We start from the raw sequence: 18,092 nt of genomic DNA on the forward strand, positions 1-18,092 counted from the left end.
GTAAGCGGGAATTACTCCGCCTTTTTGCCGAGCTTGCGCATCTCCACCCAGCGGATGGCGAAGGAGGTCAGGGAGGTGCCTTCGGTGAGCTTGAGCTTCTGGCGGATCTTCAGCTTATGCACGTCCACCGTTTTGGGACTGATGCGCAGCGTCTCTGCAATCTGGCCGGTGCTGCGGCCTTCACCGATGAGCTGGAAGACTTCAAACTCGCGGTCGCTGAGGTGGTGGATGGCACCATCTGGGCCTGGATTGGCCCCCGACGAGAACGCCAGAAGGATGGTCTCGGACATCTTTTCACTGAGGGCGATACCACCACCCAGAATCCGACGCAGAGCTTTTTCAAAAGCCCCATGTGGCGCGTCCTTCATGACATAACCTTTGGCCCCGGCTTTGAGAGCACGTTGGGCATAGAGGGTTTCGTCATGCATGGAGACGACCAGCACCGGCAGGTCAGGATTCAGCACCCGCACATCTTTGATGAGTTCCAGGCCATTGCGACCTGGTAGGGTGATGTCCACGACAAGGATGTCCGGCACGTCTTTTTCCAGCATCTTGAGCGCCTCTTGGGAATCCGGTGCGGTCCAGGCGCAGTCGAAGTCTTCGAGGTTCTCCACGAACATTTTCAGGCCCTCACGCATGAGGGTGTGGTCGTCCACGATGGCAATGCGATGAGTTTGTGTTTGGGGGGTAGTCATGCAGTTTCGATGGGGTGGGGTTCGGGGTTATCAGCAAGTGGAATGAGACACTCCACGGAACTGAAGGGTTCCTCCGGGTCTGGAGGATGGAAATGAAGTGAGGCACCGAGAGCATCCAGACGCTGACGCACCAGATGCATGCCCATGCCTTCGCCGCTGGTGGCCGTGGGTCGGTAGGGAATGCCATCATGCGTGACGAGCAAGCGGGCCTCTCGACCCGTCATCTCAAAGCTGATTTCAATCCAGGAGGCATTGGCGTGCTTGGCTGCATTGGTGGCCAGCTCTTGTGCCACACGGAAGATGTGCGTAGCAGATTCTCCCGTGAGGTCCGCATCGGAAGCGGAACACTCCACGCGGCAAGGGATCTTAAATCCACGGGTGATGAAGTCGCCCAAATCCGATAGGGCGGCCGTGATACCGAGCGCTTCAATGCCGACCGGCGCCAAACCACGAGCGAAACCGCGGGCGATACTGGTCGCCTCAGAAAGGTCATTCGATAACTCCGCAGCTAGAGGCTCATGACTGCCTCCTGTACGAGCCAAGGCGGACTGGAGCACCCCTGTTTTCATCAGGGCTGCGGCAAGGCGCTGGCAGAGATCATCATGCAAGTCCATGCCGATTCGGCGGCGTTCATTCTCGGCCGTGTCCAGAAGCCTGCGCTCCAGTATCTTCCGTTCGCTCACATCCATCGCGATCCCAGCTACTGCACACTCGTGATCTTCCCCGCCCTGCACGGCAAAGCCGCGACAACGCACCCAGCGCATCCCCTCAGGCGTGGTCACACGCACTTCGATCTCTTGGCGCGCCCCCCCTTGCCGCAGTGCACGGAGCATCTCCAAGCAGCGATGCCGATCTTCACGCGCGATGGCATGCAGCCAATCCCACCGGTGATTGCGCAGACGTGTCGCCGGGCGTGAGAAAACCGTGCCGTAGGCTTCATTGACAAAAGCTTGGCTGCTAGAATCTGGCGGTGCTAGCCAGAAGACATCACGCATCGTCGCCGCGATCTGCCGCAAGCGCTGCTCTGAGTGACGAAGTCTATCATGGGTCAAGCGAACGGCCTGGGACACTTGGGACAATTCATCCTGCCCGTGCATCGCGGACATGGGCTCGGTTTCCAAAGACATGCTGTGAACCTGACTCACCAACGTTTCCACCCGGTTCGTGACGAGATAACGGAGCAGCAACCATAACGCTAAGCAGCCTCCGGTGAGGGCCAGTGATTGGGCCAACAGAGCCTGAAGGGCCACTGAAGAAGCCGCTTCGAGCGGAGCTTCCAAATCATACTCCAAGACGACGCTCCCCTTCCCTTGGGATTGCCCCTCCCAAAATGGGAAAATCGCGACGAGTCGAGTGCCCTCAGCGCGTTCAAAAACCTTCCCCTCCATGGATTCGCGAACTTTCTCCAGCAAACCCGACACCCCAGCCAAGGGGGTCTCCGTAAAATTAAGCCCGCGCATTTGTTGCATGGTGGCGTGGCGCACGACATTCTTTCCATCCAATATCAGGCCTAACCGCAAGTCTTTATTCGTCGAGCTGTAACTCAACTCCAAATCCGCCGCTCGAGAGACATTCCGTCGTAGCAAATGCTGCGACATTCCCGACAGTCTCGACCCCTCGGTGAAGGCAAGATTCTTCATCATGTTCAGGCGCGACTGCCGAGAGATGCCATTGAGCCGGAAGGCATTGATACAAATCAAGGCAACCCCCACCACGAACAGCGAGATCGAGATCTTGAACTGGAGCGAGTAAACCAAGCGCCTCATGGGAGATCCTCCACAATGCTTGGTTCAAAGACTTCCCCCGGTTGAACGACGGTTGCCGTGGACACCCCTTCGATCAAACCGCTCTGCAATCCCATGAAAAGCCGACCTAACCAAGGATCTCGCAAATCAAGCAACTGCTGATTTCGGTCGAGGTCCACGCTTTCGATCTGCTTCAAGACTTCCTGAAAAACCTCTTGAGAGAGTCCTTCTCGACGCAAAACCAAGGCTGGAATTTCCTGTGCTTCACGAAGCTTACGTATCCATTTGAAATGCGCCTGGAGGAGCGAGCGCAACACCTTTTCGTGCGGCTCGATAGCATCCGGATTGATCGCCAAAACACGCACGATGGAGGCCCCTGGGGTGGACGAATCATAGATCCGGGTAAGATTCAATTCCCCCATCCGCTCTCTCCATGGCTCGGCCAGCACCACGCCATCCAGCGACAGTTCTTTAAAAATCTCTTCCACTTCGGCAGGATTGACAGGCACCGGCTGCACCTCCGTTAGCTTCAGATTGGCATTCGACAAAGCTTTACTGAGTAGCCAAGCCCCTGAGGTGCGGGGTTCATAACCGATACGCCCGCCTTTTAAATCGGCGGCGGAAGCAATGCTAGGCTTCGCCACCAACACATCTGCTCCTCTTGAGATGTCTAATACCGCAATGATCTTGAGGGGATATCCCTGCTGGATCTGACGAATGACCTCATCCAAAGACAAAACGGCCGCATCCACCACCCGGTTACCCACGGCCCGCATCGCCGCGGAGGTCCAATTCATTTCCACCAGATTGACCTCTCCATATTTGAGATCTCCGGCATCCCTCGCCAAAATTAAGGACTCCGTGCCTGGCCACATGCCGACGGCAACCCGCAAGGGCTCCTTTTGCATCGGAGTCGGGACCATGAGAGCACTGGCCCACAACACAATCACCGAAATGGCAATGAGGATGGTGGCCAAAGTGGAGGGTGCTCGTTGACTCATGAAGAAAAGCTGAGATCTTCAGCAAGACTGACAGCCTAACCATGAGCCCCCCCTGATGGTCAATACGGGGTATCTTTATTATGTTATAAAGGTCAGGCTAGGATGCCTTTCACCAGATGGTGCTCCTCCACACCCGTGAGGCGTTGATCAAGCCCTTGGAACTTGAAACTGAAACGACTGTGGTCAATGCCCATGAGGTGCAAGATGGTCGCATTCAGGTCATTGATATGCACAGGATCCTTCACGATGTTGTAACTGAAATCATCGGTTTCTCCCCAAACCGTGCCCGGTTTTACGCCGCCCCCGGCCATCCACATGCAGAAATTGCGCGGGTGGTGATCCCGCCCGTAATTGTCCTGGGTCAAGGTTCCTTGAGAATAAACCGTGCGACCGAATTCCCCGCCCCACACGACTAACGTATCATTCAACAAGCCACGCTGCTTGAGATCCATCACCAAAGCCGCGCAAGCTTGATCGGTGTCCTTCACCTGATTGCGCAGGTGCTTGGGCAGGCCGTTATGCTGATCCCATCCGCGATGCAGAATCTGCACGACACGCGTACCACGCTCGATCAATCGACGCGCCAGGATCGCACTGTGGGTGAAGCTGCCTGGGCGATTCACATCCTCCCCATACATTTCCAGAGTGGCCTTGCTCTCCTTACTGAGATCCGTCAGCTCCGGCACGCTGGCCTGCATGCGAAAGGCCATTTCATACTGAGCGATGCGCGTTTGGATTTCCGGGTCTCCAATGCGCTCGTGATTGATTTCATTCAATCGGTTCAGCGCATTGAGCATCGTCCTCCGATCCCCAGAATTCACGCCGGGAGGATTTTTCACATACAGCACGGGATCTCCCTGACCACGCAAGGCAACGCCAGTATATTTGGTCGGAAGAAAGCCGCTGCTCCACATGCGCGTGAACAAAGCCTGAGCCGCGCTCTCCGGTGGAAAGCTGGGGGTGAAGACGACAAACGCCGGCAGGTCATTGCTCTCGCTACCCAAACCATAAGCCAACCAGGAACCGATGCTTGCTTTGCCCGGCACCTCACTACCCGTCATCACGAAGGTGCAGGCCGGATCATGATTGATCGCGCTGGTGTGCACGGTTTTAACCAAGGCGAGTTCATCGACAATTTTAGCCGTGTGCGGCAGCAACTCGCTCACCCAAGTGCCGCTCTGACCATGCTGCTGAAATTTGAACATGGACGGAGCCACCGCCAAGCGAGCCTGACCACTGGTCATGGTGGTGATGCGCTGTCCATTGCGCACACTCTCCGGCAGATCTTTGTCAAAATACGGCTGAAGCTGCGGCTTGTAATCCCATAGATCCAGCTGGGAGGGAGCCCCATTCATGTGGAGATAGATCAGCCGCTTGGCCTTAGGCGCGAAGTGGGGGAGACCCGGCATCGGGGGATGCACCATTCCGGCTGCGGGTGCCGCCGAAGCAAACTCACGACCCAGCATGGAAGCCAAAGCAATGCTGCCCGCACGCAAACCGACCTGGCCGAAAAACTGGCGGCGAGTCTGCGCGAGGTGATAGTCGAGGAGCGGATCCATGTGCCCGAATACGTTGTCAGACTCCCACGGTTATCTTGGCAATGTTAGAAACTGCCCTTCCAGGCCTGGAGAAAGCTTGTGGTGCTTTGGCCATATCCGGCATCCGGCCGTTCGACCGGATTTGTCGCCCTGAGGTGGTTTCGCGAAGGATGGCCCTGATGGCCTTCGTATTGGCTCGTTCTCATGTTCTCCCGAGCTCTTCTTTTCCTGCCGCTGATCTCCCTGCTGGGCCTGACCTCCTGCCAGCCCAAAGCGGAGCAGGGTTTTGTGCCCATGTTCCATGCCAACGACCTCCACGGATGGGTGAATGCCAACTGCGCGCCGGAAACCTGGAGCATCAAAGACGGGGTGATCTCCTGCACGGGTTTCCCCACCGGCGCTCTCCGCACCGAGAAGCAGTATGAAAACTTCATCCTGGAGGCTGAATGGCGCCATCTGACAGAAGCTGGGAACTCCGGCATCTTCGTCTGGGGCACCCCGATCAGCTCCCCCGGCGTGCCTTTCCTTCGGGGAATCGAGGTGCAGATCCTGGATCATGGCTACATGAAAAAGGCCGATCCAAAGAAACCCAAGTGGTTCACCACCCATGGCGATGTCTTCCCCATCCACGGAGCCACCATGGCCCCTCATGGCGAGCACAACGGCCAGCGCAGCTTCCCGAGCGAGGAACGCAGTAAACCGAGCCCTGAGTGGAACCACTACCGCATCGAAGCCAACAATGGCCGCATCACCCTGGCCGTGAATGGCAAGGTCGTCAGCGGTGGGGATAACTGCAACTATCGCAAAGGCTACCTGGCCCTGGAGTCCGAAGGTGCGCCAGTCGAGTTCCGCAACGTCCGCATCAAGGAACTGCCCTCCACCAACGCTGTTCCAGAGGTCACCGCGCCTCTGGATCAAGGTTGGAAAGCCCTCTACACCGGCTTGGACTTCCGCCACTGGATCAAACCGGCTGCGGGTGGCGATAAGTGGACCACCGCCGATTGGCAAATCAAAGTGGCCGCCAGCCAGACCGGCCCCGCCCTGTGGTCCGAGGAATCCTTCGGCGACTGTGAGATCATCGCGGATATCAATCTACCCAAAGGCACCGATTTGACCAAGCCCGCCGCAGGCCTCTGTGTGCGGGGTTTAAGCCATCCCCTCGTCATGTTTGGTCAAGGCAAAGCCTCCATCGTGCTCGGCCCCGATCAGGTGAAAGCAGGCCAGTGGTACCGCGTCAAAGCCACCCTAAAAGGTAAAACCGCGCAGGTGCTCATCACCGAGCCGAAGGATGAGAATCCCCAAACCTTCGAAGTCACCGTGGATATGGGAGCCCAAGGGCGGATCGGATTGGCCGATCTCACCCAAGCAGTCAGTTACTCCAATATCTACGTGCGGGAGCTGGAGGCATCCGACCCTCCCACTACTCCCACCGCTAAGGCGGAGTAAATCGCCTTTCACAACACCATCAGCGCATAACGGCCATTCTTGGCCGTCAAGCTGACGGGGGCCCCATAGATCTCACTCAAGGCCGCACTGGTCAGCACCTCATCTTTGGTACCTTCCGCGTGAATGTTGCCGTCTTTAAGCATCAGCACATGGGTCAGGCAGGGAAGGATTTCTTCCACGTGGTGGGTCACCATCACGAGTGAGGGGGCCTCCGGCCAGCTGGAGATTTCCGCCATCCAGTTGAGAAAATGCTCCCGCGCCACGGGATCGAGCCCCGCACAGGGTTCATCCAAGATTAGGACATTGAACTTGGCCATGAGGGCCCGGCAGATGAGCACCTTCTGTTTTTCCCCCTGGGAAAGTGTGCCCCACAGGCTCTTGCGCAGGTGCTGGCTACCCGTTGCCTTCAGTAGAGTGGCGGCCTGACGCTGCCACGCCGCCGGAGGGTCCTGCCAGAGATTCAGCTTCGCCTCGCGTCCACTGGCGATGACGTTGATCACGGGTTCACCGGGCTCAATAAAAGTGGTTAATGTGTTGGTTACCAAGCCCACACGCTTACGAACCTCCCGCCAGTCGCTGTTACCGAACTGGTCTTCTCCGATTTGGATATCCCCACTGGTGGCGGGTTCATAACCCGTGATTAGGCTGATCAAAGAGGTCTTCCCGCAGCCGTTGGGCCCGAGGACGCACCAGTGTTGACCAGACTTCACCTCCCAATCGATGCCTTTGAGAATGCGGCGCCCGCCGCGGACGAAAGTGACATTTTGAACACGTAAAACAGATGACATGAAGCCTCAATTAAGGCGGCAATCGCGGCACTGCCAAGCGCAAGACACGATTGAAGGAAGGCCCAGGCTGATGCAAGGTGGCACGGCCTTTGCGCGTATTGCTTGAGAAGCGGTTTTTCCCGCGGCTCTTCATCGTTCCCCCAGATGACCTCACAGACTCCATTTTTCCTCTGGATTCTCGGTGGCAGTTTTGCCATCGCCGGATCACTTGCGACTGCTGCCGATAGCTTTCCTGCGGATCAGATCGAGTTTTTCGAGAAGAGCGTGCGACCCGTACTTGCCGAGAATTGCTACGACTGCCACGGCGATCACAAGCATGAGAATGGCCTGCGCATGAACCTGCGTAGCGCCATCCTGCGCGGAAGTGATTATGGCAAGGTGGTGGAACCCGGGAATCCCGCTGCCTCCAAGCTGATCAAAGCCATCAAGCATGAATCGGGTGTGGAATCCATGCCCAAGAAAGGGGATAAGCTGAAGCCCGAGGAAATCGCAGCTTTAGAAAAGTGGGTGCAAATGGGATTGCCTTGGCCTGAAGAAAAAGAAGTCGCTCATGGCCATGACAAAGCAGATCCCATGCAGCACTGGGCCTTCCAGCCCGTGAAAAAGCCCTCTGGCACAGTGGACTCTCTGGTGGGGGCCAAGCTGAAAGCCGCTGGGCTTGACTTTGCTCCGCAGGCCGATGCTGCGGCTCTCTGTCGTCGCATTCATGTCACGTTGACTGGCTTACAGCCGTCATTCGAAGACGTTCGTGCCTTTGAAAAGGCGAGCGCTCAAAACGCCAAAGCGGCGGTGGATACCTTGGTCAATAAGCTCTTGGCCAGCCCCGCCTATGGAGAACGCTGGGGCCGTATCTGGCTGGATGTGGCCCGCTATGCGGATACCGATGGCTATCAGGTCGCAGGCAAAGACATCCGCTACCCCTACGCCTATACCTATCGCGACTGGGTGGTGAAGTCCCTGAACGAGGACATGCCGTATGACAAGTTCCTCATGTATCAGTTGGCTGCGGACAAGATGGTTCCTGCGGACAAGGCGAAGTCCGATCCGCACCTCGCCGCATTGGCATTCATGAATGTGGGCGATCGCTTCATCAGCAACAAGGACCTGCAGACCGATGATCGCATCGACGTGGTCACACGTGGTATGTTAGGCCTGACGGTCGCCTGTGCACGCTGTCACGACCACAAATACGATCCGATTCCTGCCCGCGATTACTACGCGCTCTACTCGGTCTTCAATAGCTGCGAGGAGCCTGCCAACGATGCCATGCCGGTGATCGGTCGAGCGCCCAATGAAAACGATGTCAAAGACTACGAGGCCAAGGTGGCTGAAATCGCCCAAAAGGATCTCGAGTTCAAAAAGAAGGTCTATGAGGAGATTCGCACTCCCGAGCGCGTGACCGAATACTTGGCTTTCGCTCAAGAGGCTGTGACGATCAAAGATCGCACCGCCCTAAAAGGACGCGCAGGCGCTCTGAAGCTGCGCGACAAAGTCGCCGATCAATGGGCCGACTTTTTGAAACGGCATGCGCTCAAAGCCAAGCCTCATCCCGTGATGCTGGCCTGGAAAGAATTTGCTGCCCTCCCTGCAGATCAATTTGCCGCCAAAGCCCCTGAGCTGGTGAAAACGCTGACCAAGCCCGACAGCGGACTGAATGCCGTGCCGCGCAATGAATTGGCCAAGCGACCTGCACCCAAGAACTTCGGTGAAGTGGCCGCCCTATATGCGGATATTTTCAACACCTGCCTCGCTGGAACGCAGCCCGACAATGCCGATTGGAAGCAGGTGCGCGAAATCCTCCAAACCGATCCCAGCCCCATGTCTGTGCCGGTGGAACAGGCCAACGTGTTCTTTACCCGCAAGGATCTGACTCAGACCGTCAAAATGTCCAATGACCGCCTGAAGTTGGAGATCGAACACCCAGGCTCCCCACCACGCGCTATGGTCATGGTGGATAAACCCAAGCCCGCTGACGTCAGCATCTTCATCCGGGGTAACCCCAGCCGCCGCGGTGCGGTGGCTCCACGTGGGTGGTTGACCATGTTTGGGGGTGAGTCCTTCAAGGAAGGCAGTGGCCGACTCGAACTGGCCCAAAAGATCGCCAGCAAAGACAATCCCCTCACCGCCCGCGTGATCGTCAACCGTGTGTGGACACAGCACTTCGGCAAACCTTTGGTCGGCCAAACCAGCGACTTCGGGGTGCAGACGGACGAGCCCGTTCAGCATGATCTGCTGGACTATCTCGCCGCTAGCCTCATGGAGGAAAACTGGAGTCTCAAGAAACTACACCAGCGCATCCTCACCAGCCGCACCTACCAACAAGCGGTGCTGAACACGCCGGATAAGGCACTCAAGGATGCCGACAATGAACTGCTGAGCCGTCAGAATCGCCAGCGTCTGGACTACGAATCTATGCGTGACGCCATGCTGCAAGTCGCAGGCGAACTGGACTCTGCCAATATGGGTGGCCGCGCTGTGCCTCTCACTGACAAAACCGTGGACAGCCGCCGCAGTGTTTACCTGCTGGTGAACCGCTACGACCAAGCCACGGTGCCAGCCACGTTTGACTTTGCCAACCCGGACAATCACAGCCCGATCCGCTACGTCACCACGGTGCCCCAACAAGCTCTATTTTTGATGAACAGCCCCTTCATGCAGCAGCGCTCGACGAAGCTGGCCGAGGCCACCCCGGTGAAAGGTAGCACCATTGACTCCGAGGCGATCCAATCTCTCTACCACCGCGTGCTTCTGCGAGACGCGAGTCCGGACGAGATTGAGATGACCCAGCGCTTCTGCAACGATGCCGATATGCTCAAGCGTCGCGCCGCCGCCTTTGTCTGGCGTTACGGCACAGCTAAGGTGGAAAAAGACGCCACGACAGGGAAGGTCAGCCTGGCGGGCTTCGAGCCACTGGCCCACTTTGGTAAGGTGGGTCAAAACACCATGCGTTGGACCCCGGACAAAGTCCACCCATCCAAGGAGTATGGCTACCTCTACATCGGTGCCGGTAATGGCCACCCCGGCAGCCAATGGCCCGCCGTTATGCAGTGGACTACCCCCTTCTCCAAAGAGAAAATCCGCATCTCAGGAGCTATCAAGCGCAGCAGCGACAAAGGTAACGGCATCCGCGCCTGGATCATCTCTAACAAAAAGGGTAAAATCCGTGAGGAATTCGTCAAACCCGCTAGCAGTGTGGAACTCACCGCCGACCTGGAAGTCGAGCAAGACGAAGTGCTGAGCTTTGTCGTTGAGTCCGAAAACAACGATACCAATAGCGATAGCTACAACTGGGCACCGAAGATCGAGCGTATCGCCAGCGATGGCAGCGTGGCTCCCATCACTCGTGCCGACACTGATTTCTGCGGCCCTTCCCAGTGGCCTATCAACCGCCCCAAACCACAAACTCCCCTCGCCCAGTTGGCCCAGGTGCTGATGATGTCGAACGAGTTTCAATTTGTTGATTAACCGAACAAACCCAGTGATTTTGAATCCCTAACCAAGGAGGTCTGTATGTCATCCATCGCCCAAATTCGTGAACAGATCGATGAGCTCAGCTATGCGGAGCGGGTCGAGCTTTCGGAATGGCTGCAGCTGACAACGCCTGTCGAGGAAGAGGAGGATCAAGCCTATCTGGATGAAATACTCGCCCTCGCAGAAAAGAGGTCTGAGGAGTTGCGGGCTGGTAAAGTCATCGGCATCCCGTGGGAAGAAGTGAAGCGGCAATTGGACGCTACACAGCCAACATGAACATCGACTTCCACCCTTTAGCCGTCGGTGACTTGCTTGATGCCCAAAAATACTATGGAGAAATAAATCCAGCCCTTTCGAAAGACTTTCGCCAACAACTCGATCTCATCGTCGATAGTCTTTTCGCTTCTCCTTTTCACTATCATCCCCTGTCATCTCGCTCCCGCTTTAGACGCGCCAATATGAAACGTTTCCCGTTCAACCTGATTTATGAGATCGTCGATGCCGACTCCCTCATCAGGATTGTCGTGGTGCGTCATAATAAACGCCATCCTTCGTATGGTCTGAACCGCAAGTGGTCATCAACTTAATCCCCCGCCATGTCCCACCACGCCCCCAATCTTGAACATCACTTTCTGACCCGTCGTCAGTTGCTCGGCCGCCTCGGCATGGGCATGGGTTCCATCGCTCTGGGGGACCTGCTCGGAGCAGGCAAAGCGCAGGCCGCATTGAATGCGAACAACCCTTTCGGTGTGCGCCAGCCGCACTTTGAGCCGAAGGCGAAACGCGTCATTCACTTCTTCATGAATGGTGGTCCCTCTCAGGTGGACACCTTCGATCCCAAGCCCATGCTGGATAAGTATGATGGCAAGGCGCTGCCGAACATTCTGAAGACGGAGCGCCCGACAGGGGCCGGGATGAAGTCCCCCTTCAAGTTCCAGAAGTATGGCCAGTGTGGCTTGGAGGTCAGCGAGATTTTCTCTCGCACCGCTCAGTTTGCCGATGATCTCTGCGTGATCCGCTCCATGCAGGCGGATGTGCCTAACCATGAACCTTCTCTCGGTCTCATGAATACCGGTGACGGGCGCCTGCACCGTCCGAGCTTTGGCTCCTGGGTCACTTACGGCTTGGGTTCCGAAAATGAAAACCTGCCCGGCTACATCTCCATGTGCCCGAATGGCATGCCCACCCGCCGCACGAAGAACTGGCAGTCTGCCTTCCTGCCCAGCATCTATCAGGGCACCTACATCAACACGGAGAATACCGATGTCGATAAGCTGGTGGAATACATCAAAAACACCTCCCTGGATCTGAAGCAGCAGCGTCGTCAGCTCGATCTGCTTTATGAGATGAATCACAATCACCTCGTCCAGCGCCAGAATGATCAACAACTGGATGCCCGCATTCAGAGCTATGAACTGGCTTATCGTATGCAGATGGAGGCGACCGACGCGTTCGACATCAGCAAGGAGCCCGAACACATCCGCAAGGCTTATGGCGAAAATCATTTCGGTCGTCAGACCCTGATCGCGCGTCGTCTGCTGGAGCGTGGAGTTCGCTTCATCCAGCTTTGGACCGGTGCTGGCCAGCCTTGGGATAGTCACGATGAAATCCTCGATCACGCCCGGTTGGCGAAAGATGTGGATGGCGCGATTGCGGCCTTCATGGCTGATATGAAGCAGCGTGGTCTCTTCGATGACACCCTTATGATCTGGGGTGGTGAATTCGGCCGCACTCCAGCGGTTGAGCTTCCGACACCCGGAGCGAATGCAGGCAAGCAGCGCGGACGCGACCACAACCATTATGGCTTCACCTACTGGTTGGCTGGCGGTGGTGTCAAAGCCGGTTACACCCATGGCGCGACCGATGAGTTCGGTTTCGGAGCTGTGGAGAATCCTGTCCACGTGCATGATCTGCACGCCACGCTCCTGCGCACCCTGGGCTTCGACCACGAACGCTTCACCTACAAGTATGCCGGACTCGACTTTAAACTCACCGGCGTGAACGAATGTAAGGTGGTGAAAGAGTTGCTCGCTTAATTAGAAGCCTAACATCTTTTGCATGGCAGCCTTGGGGATCGCTCCGGTCTGCCGTGCAATCACGTTTCCCTTTTCGAAGGCAATGAAGGTGGGTAAAACGTGCACCCGATATTGTGCAGCTACGTCGGGCTGTGTTTCCACATTCAGGCGCAGCACACGTGCTTTCCCGGCCAACTCAGTGGACAACTCCTCCACCTCAGGTGCGATCATCTTGCAGGCTCCACACCAGTCTGCGTAGAACTCCACCAATACTGGCGTGCCAGAGGCCTGAGCCGCCGCCAGCGTTGCTGAGGAATCTCCACCGCTTTTCTGCGGCGCAGACACGTCCATGAGCATCCAGGCGACCCAGCCTAAAGCGGCAGTTGCCACCCACAAACCGATATTGGAGGCTTTCATCAGGTGAAAACTGTCATGGCAATCCGTTCGACTGCCAAGCACTTTCCAGGGAGGGTTTACACCATGATCGCGGGTTGACCGGTGCTTTCCAGCACCGCATGCCAGAGCTCTCCTTTTGAGTCCACCTTGCGCCGACCATGGGTCACCATATCCAGAGGCAGATGCACGAAGGCATTGTGCCAACGTCCCACCAACATGGAGGTCTTACCTGCCATGGCGGCATGGACGGCGGACTGAGCCAAGCGTGAGCAATACACGTTATCCTGAGGATTGGCTGGCACGCTACGGACGATGTAGCTGGGGTCGATGTATTTCAGGTTTACCTCCATGCGGCGCGCCTTGAAGAAAGCATTGATCTGATCTTTGAGGAACAAGCCAATGTCACCATATCGTTTGTTACCGCTGGCATCGGTGCCATCAGCGGCTTGGCAGAGTTCCTGCCCAGCACCTTCGGCCACCACAATGACCGCACTGCCACGCTTCGCCAAGCGATAACGGAGAGCTTCCAAAAGCCCCGCCGTCCCTTCCATGGTAAACGAAACTTCAGGAATGAGCACGAAATCCACATTGCTTCCTGCCAATGCGGCATAACAAGCAATGAAACCACTGTCTCGACCCATCAGTTTCAGCAGGCCCACTCCATTGACCGCACCACAAGCCTCGGTGTAAGCGCACTTGACCGCATTGACCGCTTCCGCAAAAGCCGTCTCAAAGCCAAAGCTCTTGTCCAGATACATGATGTCATTGTCAATGGTCTTGGGGATCCCCACGACCGCCTTACGCAATCCACGATTTTTGATCTCTTTCGCGATTTCGGAGGCACCGCGAAGGGTGCCATCCCCACCGATCACAAAGAGGATATCCACCCCCATATCCTCAAGAGTATCGACCATCTCACCGATTGGCTGCTGGCCGCGTGAACTCCCCAGGATGGTGCCGCCGAAGTTATGAATCTGTGCAACAGACTCCGGTCTCAACATCAGAGGCGTATGCCCGTAACGCTGCACCAAGCCTTCATAACCATAACGAAAACCATACACCTTGGTAATGCCATATTGGCGGTAACACTGATAGACAATGCCGCGAATGATGTCATTCAGCCCCGGGCATAAGCCACCACACGTCACGATGCCCACGGTGGTGCGTGCGGGATCAAAAAAGATCTGCTCACGAGGTCCTGCCTCTTCGAAGCTCAAGGCGCTTTCAGGCTCCTCCAGTCCACGGACGGTGTTGCTATAAAGAATACGGTCTTGATCCGTTTTAAACGGCACTTCAGTGCTGCCGATCTGGTGCAGTGGAGACGCAAACTGGCATGGACCGAGGGAGGGGATGTCAACATTCAGCATGGGACGATCAATAGAGAGCACAACGGGTGCCACCCGCTGATACGGGTGGTGAATTTGTGCGACAGAAAAGGCACAAGGAGAGAATTAGGAGCGGACGCCGAGATCCGAGAGCAGTTGCTGAATGAAGATTTCCCGCTCTTCGGGAGTCAGCGTGCCCTCACGCCAGCAGAGCGTCAGGACCAGTCGCCCGTTTTTCTCATTGGTGAAAACGCCCGTGCCTGGAGGATCTGAGAAGCTCGGCACGTGGTAGGCATTCGTCACGGACGCTCCGGCAAACTGAGTCAACTCCGGCGCAAACACACCTGTGTTGGAGTGATAGAAGGAACTGAATTTCCCCTTCATGTGCCAGTTGATGAAATGCATGTGCAGGCTGGGCGGCATTGGTCGCATCATCCACATGAGATCGCGGAAGGCATCACCGATCTTCTCCTTGATGAAGCGGGTGTGCTGCTTGTGGAGAGACCCAGCAGCAGCGTCCAGCGTGGTCAATTCTTCGGCCAACAGATTGCAGAAGAACATGGTCAGGTGGTTTTGAAAAAGCGGTCCACGAGTGCCTTTTTTACGCACCTGGATCGGCACACAGCACATCAAAGACTCCGGCTTCTGCTTTCGGAAATCAAACACCGCCTGATGCGCGCGCATGGCACAGGCGAGATGGAAGGGCATGTTGATCAGGGGTCCAGAAACCTCCGCACTGCGACGAGCGACCTCAGCGCTTTGTTCTTCCGTCAAGGTAATCACCTGGAAATGGGCACGACCCGAGGAAAGCTTCTCCGAACCCAGAGCCTCGAAGGGATGCTTCATCACCGTATCGAAGAAGGCCGGCATCACCTTGGCCGTCTTCCAGCGTTCACCCCAACCACGAGTATCTTTGAAATCCGTGAGATCAAAGGCCGGCACGGGCTCGCTCTTACCGCCCAACAAGCGGTTCATCTCCAGCAGGAAAAACTCCGCTCCAATGCCGTCCATGATGAGATGGCTCCAGGAGAAAACGAAGACACACGTGCCATCTTCTTTTTCGACCAAATCAAACCGGACATTCATCCAGCCATCGTCGTATTGCGGCAAAGAGGTGTTGATGATGTCATCCAGCTTCGTCTGCAGATCAGCAAACTTCTGCGCACCGTGAGCGATCAAGCCTCCTGAAGACCTTTCATCGGACCAGAGATTCAACTCCAGAGGGCGCTGATAGCGGGCAGGCACCCAAGTATGCAGGGAAAAGAAGCTCGGTTTTTCCAGCTTGGCGGTGAAGATCGGGAAAGGGAACTGATCCGGCAGCTTCACCAGCAGATCACGGATCGCCTGGACGTCCGGCACACGATCCAGCTCAATGAACGAACGCGCGATGTGTCCGCCCTGCCCAGCATGCCGAAGCATTTCATCGAAAGCATGCGTGAAGAAATCGCAGTCTCGCAAGGGCAGACGATCCAGCTTCGGCTCCGGCACGATCTCTTTCGGTGTTGTTTCCACGACCTCAGGTGACACCGCAGGCTCAGAAGCAATCACCGGAGCTGGTTCTTCGACAACCCCGCCCTCAGTCACGACATATCCCTGTTGAACGAGAAGTGCCCCAATGGTCTGCGCACTCCTGAAATTCGCTCGCGAAACACTGCCCACCGGGATGGCCACGCCGTAATGCTCTTCCAGCAATAGCAAGAGCTGCATGATGGCCATCGAATCAAGCCCTGCCTCAAAAAGATCAGAGCTCACTCCAAAACCAGGAGGCGTCTGCAGGACTTCATCACGAACAAGGTCGAGCACACGCAGCTCGAGTTGGGGCAAAGTGGGGGCGTCAGGCATTCTTGGGGGAAGCCCGAACCTATCGTTCCCAAACGCAGGGTCAAGAACTGCCGTAAGCTGAAACGCCGGAGTCTTTACCCCTGGGAACGCAGGGAAATCTCCTTCACCCCCATTTCCAGCTCCTGCACTTCAAAACGCACGGCCAAAAATTTCTCAATCAGAGTCATGTTCGTCTCGGTATGATCACTGATCGCGAGGGTGCGGAAAACTCCGCCGCCCGTCAAAGCCATCGGCAGGAGCAACTGGTCTGCAAGATGCACACCGACGGGAGCTGACGAGGCCAAGTAGGAGCGCAAGCCTTTAGCGGCACCCGTGGCCACCGATTCGGCTGATTTCCCCATCTGAGCAATGCCCGAACTGATCTCGCAAATATTCGCGAAGGCAGCCCCTAACAAGATCGCGTTTCCGGGTCCCGCACTATCATTGGCGTAACGCAGTTCCAGCTTCCCGGCCTCCCATTCCAAGATGCGAGACACCGCCGCCATCTCACGCTCCGCGATGTCGCGCCCGAGATGAGCATGCAGCACTCGTCCGAAGCAGCCTTGGGATTCACCGCGCTCCAGCAGCTTGAGTTTCTTCCACTTTTTGATGGGTGAAATCTGAGCGGTCAGCAGACCTCCGCCCGCTTGCATGAACCCATGTCGTTCCAAGGTCACCTCGGCTTTGACTCCCATCTTGCGCAGGACCGGCATGAAGCACTGATCCATGAACTCATAGGGCGGAGCCAAAGGATTGTGCGTGCCACCTTCGATCCGCACACGACTCTCGCCATCGGCATGCAACAGGGCGGGCAGCAGCGTCTGCAAAACCAACGTCGTGCTTCCCCCACTGCCGATCTTAAAATCATACTCCCCTGCCCTCACGGGCCCAGGAGCGAAGACCAACTCGACAGACCCAATCTCGGCCCCATCCACCGCCGCACCACTGACCTCTGCCGCCGCCTTCACACAAGTCAGATGCTGACGCATCAGCCCGGGCTTGGGCCGCTTGCCACGAATGTTCGTCATGCGAAACGGCTGCCCCGTCACCAGGGACAAAGACAACGCCGAACGCAGGAGTTGCCCACCGCCGGATTCACCGGAAATTTGGAGAAGCGATGTGTTGGTTTTGGTCATTGCGAAAGATAGTGGGTCAGATAGACTCTGGAAATGTCAGCGGGAGTTACCAGCCTTGAAGAGATTTGTCACGCCGACCGCGAGCGCTTGGCCCGCATGGTCCGTGAGCAACCTCCGGTGACTCGCGAAGCGTGGGAAGCCCAAGTAAAACTCTTCGAGAAAGTGGGACGCGATACTAAAACCAGTCTTCCGATTTGGAAGAGGCTCTGGAAATCTCGATCATGAATCAAGTCGAGCTTCCAGCAGGTTTTGGACAAACCCGGGGCTCCGAACATGAGGTTTGGTTTTCGAAAGATGGGCGCGCTATCAAAGCGACTCATCCAGGAGAGTATGGGAGGTTGTTTGGTCCTGATCGATTTGCGACTCTGGAGCAATATCTGGAGCGAATCCGACTTACCGTGGATCTTTTCGGTCTCGATTGGAGGATTCACGGCATTCACGGTTTTGAACGGAATGTCCGCGTGGTCACCAGTCAGCCCATTTTCCTTGGCAAACCAGCTACACGACAAGAGATCACTGAGTTCATGAAAAAACGACGCTTCGTATTTCATCGGACGAGATTTGGAGATGCTTGGTATCGGCATGAGGACAACGTCTTAGTGGCCGACGCTGAGCCAAAGAACGTGGTGCATGGCGTCGAGGGTCTCGCACCGATTGATGTGATTGTATGCAGGCCGTCGGCAGAACTCTTGAAGGCTGCAAACATCTAAATAGA

General features: G+C 56.4%; 15 protein-coding genes. 6 read left to right on the plus strand and 9 right to left on the minus strand.

Going from position 1 to position 18,092, the window contains the following annotated elements; genetic code table 11:
• Positions 1-11: 11 nt before the first annotated feature.
• From B5D61_RS03565 to B5D61_RS03580, 4 genes are all read right to left on the minus strand, one after another.
• On the minus strand, positions 12-695 hold the full coding sequence (locus tag B5D61_RS03565) for a response regulator transcription factor (RefSeq protein WP_078811927.1): 684 nt from the start codon (positions 693-695) through the stop codon (positions 12-14).
• Complete coding sequence (locus B5D61_RS03570) at positions 692-2,461, minus strand: PAS domain-containing sensor histidine kinase (protein WP_078811928.1); 1,770 nt, start codon at positions 2,459-2,461, stop codon at positions 692-694. Before B5D61_RS03570 ends, B5D61_RS03565 begins: the two co-directional genes overlap by 4 nt.
• Positions 2,458-3,441 (minus strand): ABC transporter substrate-binding protein, encoded by a 984-nt coding sequence (locus B5D61_RS03575; RefSeq protein ID WP_078811929.1) that lies wholly within the window; start codon positions 3,439-3,441, stop codon positions 2,458-2,460. The genes B5D61_RS03570 and B5D61_RS03575 overlap by 4 nt, the downstream gene beginning before the upstream one ends.
• Before the next feature lie 92 nt (positions 3,442-3,533).
• A complete protein-coding gene (locus tag B5D61_RS03580) occupies positions 3,534-5,000 on the minus strand; it encodes a DUF1501 domain-containing protein (protein ID WP_078811930.1) in 1,467 nt (488 codons plus the stop codon).
• Positions 5,001-5,183: 183 nt separating this feature from the next.
• Here B5D61_RS03580 and B5D61_RS03585 point away from each other — a divergent pair, with 183 nt between their 5' ends.
• A complete protein-coding gene (locus B5D61_RS03585) occupies positions 5,184-6,425 on the plus strand; it encodes a 3-keto-disaccharide hydrolase (protein WP_078811931.1) in 1,242 nt (413 codons plus the stop codon).
• Positions 6,426-6,433: 8 nt separating this feature from the next.
• On the opposite strand, the gene B5D61_RS03590 is transcribed toward B5D61_RS03585, so the two are convergent.
• Positions 6,434-7,213, minus strand: coding sequence for an ABC transporter ATP-binding protein (locus B5D61_RS03590; RefSeq protein WP_078811932.1), 780 nt, complete (start codon positions 7,211-7,213; stop codon positions 6,434-6,436).
• A 144-nt stretch (positions 7,214-7,357) separates the two neighbouring features.
• On the opposite strand from B5D61_RS03590, the gene B5D61_RS03595 reads away from it, so the two are divergent.
• From B5D61_RS03595 to B5D61_RS03610, 4 genes are read left to right on the plus strand one after another with little or no spacing between them, the layout of a single operon-like run.
• Positions 7,358-10,678 (plus strand): PSD1 and planctomycete cytochrome C domain-containing protein, encoded by a 3,321-nt coding sequence (locus B5D61_RS03595; RefSeq protein WP_078811933.1) that lies wholly within the window; start codon positions 7,358-7,360, stop codon positions 10,676-10,678.
• 45 nt (positions 10,679-10,723) lie between these two features.
• Positions 10,724-10,960: an addiction module protein gene (locus tag B5D61_RS03600; protein ID WP_078811934.1), complete on the plus strand. Its 237-nt coding sequence runs from the start codon at positions 10,724-10,726 to the stop codon at positions 10,958-10,960.
• A complete protein-coding gene (locus B5D61_RS03605; RefSeq protein WP_078811935.1) occupies positions 10,957-11,271 on the plus strand; it encodes a type II toxin-antitoxin system RelE/ParE family toxin in 315 nt (104 codons plus the stop codon). The genes B5D61_RS03600 and B5D61_RS03605 overlap by 4 nt, the downstream gene beginning before the upstream one ends.
• Positions 11,272-11,280: 9 nt before the next feature.
• On the plus strand, positions 11,281-12,720 hold the full coding sequence (locus B5D61_RS03610) for a DUF1501 domain-containing protein (RefSeq protein ID WP_078811936.1): 1,440 nt from the start codon (positions 11,281-11,283) through the stop codon (positions 12,718-12,720).
• On the opposite strand, the gene trxA is transcribed toward B5D61_RS03610, so the two are convergent.
• The 4 genes from trxA to rtcA form a co-directional block, all read right to left on the minus strand.
• Positions 12,721-13,116, minus strand: coding sequence for a thioredoxin (gene trxA / locus B5D61_RS03615; RefSeq protein ID WP_217698906.1), 396 nt, complete (start codon positions 13,114-13,116; stop codon positions 12,721-12,723).
• 56 nt (positions 13,117-13,172) lie between these two features.
• Complete coding sequence (locus tag B5D61_RS03620; protein WP_078811937.1) at positions 13,173-14,462, minus strand: ATP-dependent 6-phosphofructokinase; 1,290 nt, start codon at positions 14,460-14,462, stop codon at positions 13,173-13,175.
• An 84-nt stretch (positions 14,463-14,546) separates the two neighbouring features.
• Positions 14,547-16,262 carry an acyl carrier protein gene (locus B5D61_RS03625; RefSeq protein ID WP_078811938.1) on the minus strand — a complete coding sequence of 572 codons (1,716 nt, stop codon included), beginning with the start codon at positions 16,260-16,262 and terminating at the stop codon, positions 14,547-14,549.
• A 74-nt stretch (positions 16,263-16,336) separates the two neighbouring features.
• On the minus strand, positions 16,337-17,377 hold the full coding sequence (gene rtcA, locus B5D61_RS03630) for an RNA 3'-terminal phosphate cyclase (RefSeq protein WP_078811939.1): 1,041 nt from the start codon (positions 17,375-17,377) through the stop codon (positions 16,337-16,339).
• Between the two features lie 221 nt (positions 17,378-17,598).
• Between rtcA and B5D61_RS03635 the strand changes: the two genes are divergently transcribed.
• Positions 17,599-18,087, plus strand: a complete 489-nt coding sequence (locus B5D61_RS03635; RefSeq protein ID WP_139373037.1) for a putative polyvalent protein kinase domain-containing protein — start codon at positions 17,599-17,601, stop codon at positions 18,085-18,087.
• Positions 18,088-18,092 lie beyond the last annotated feature (5 nt).

The sequence above is a fragment of the Prosthecobacter debontii genome (genome assembly GCF_900167535.1).
GTDB lineage: Bacteria > Verrucomicrobiota > Verrucomicrobiia > Verrucomicrobiales > Verrucomicrobiaceae > Prosthecobacter > Prosthecobacter debontii.

Excerpts from the sequence above, each read along its gene's own strand:
- B5D61_RS03565 (WP_078811927.1), bottom strand. The coding sequence starts at position 695 with ATGACTACCCCCCAAACACAAACTCATCGCATTGCCATCGTGGACGAC.
- B5D61_RS03570 (WP_078811928.1), bottom strand. The coding sequence starts at position 2,461 with ATGAGGCGCTTGGTTTACTCGCTCCAGTTCAAGATCTCGATCTCGCTG.
- B5D61_RS03575 (WP_078811929.1), bottom strand. The coding sequence starts at position 3,441 with ATGAGTCAACGAGCACCCTCCACTTTGGCCACCATCCTCATTGCCATT.
- B5D61_RS03580 (WP_078811930.1), bottom strand. The coding sequence starts at position 5,000 with ATGGATCCGCTCCTCGACTATCACCTCGCGCAGACTCGCCGCCAGTTT.
- B5D61_RS03585 (WP_078811931.1), top strand. The coding sequence starts at position 5,184 with ATGTTCTCCCGAGCTCTTCTTTTCCTGCCGCTGATCTCCCTGCTGGGC.
- B5D61_RS03590 (WP_078811932.1), bottom strand. The coding sequence starts at position 7,213 with ATGTCATCTGTTTTACGTGTTCAAAATGTCACTTTCGTCCGCGGCGGG.
- B5D61_RS03595 (WP_078811933.1), top strand. The coding sequence starts at position 7,358 with ATGACCTCACAGACTCCATTTTTCCTCTGGATTCTCGGTGGCAGTTTT.
- B5D61_RS03600 (WP_078811934.1), top strand. The coding sequence starts at position 10,724 with ATGTCATCCATCGCCCAAATTCGTGAACAGATCGATGAGCTCAGCTAT.
- B5D61_RS03605 (WP_078811935.1), top strand. The coding sequence starts at position 10,957 with ATGAACATCGACTTCCACCCTTTAGCCGTCGGTGACTTGCTTGATGCC.
- B5D61_RS03610 (WP_078811936.1), top strand. The coding sequence starts at position 11,281 with ATGTCCCACCACGCCCCCAATCTTGAACATCACTTTCTGACCCGTCGT.
- trxA (WP_217698906.1), bottom strand. The coding sequence starts at position 13,116 with ATGAAAGCCTCCAATATCGGTTTGTGGGTGGCAACTGCCGCTTTAGGC.
- B5D61_RS03620 (WP_078811937.1), bottom strand. The coding sequence starts at position 14,462 with ATGCTGAATGTTGACATCCCCTCCCTCGGTCCATGCCAGTTTGCGTCT.
- B5D61_RS03625 (WP_078811938.1), bottom strand. The coding sequence starts at position 16,262 with ATGCCTGACGCCCCCACTTTGCCCCAACTCGAGCTGCGTGTGCTCGAC.
- rtcA (WP_078811939.1), bottom strand. The coding sequence starts at position 17,377 with ATGACCAAAACCAACACATCGCTTCTCCAAATTTCCGGTGAATCCGGC.
- B5D61_RS03635 (WP_139373037.1), top strand. The coding sequence starts at position 17,599 with ATGAATCAAGTCGAGCTTCCAGCAGGTTTTGGACAAACCCGGGGCTCC.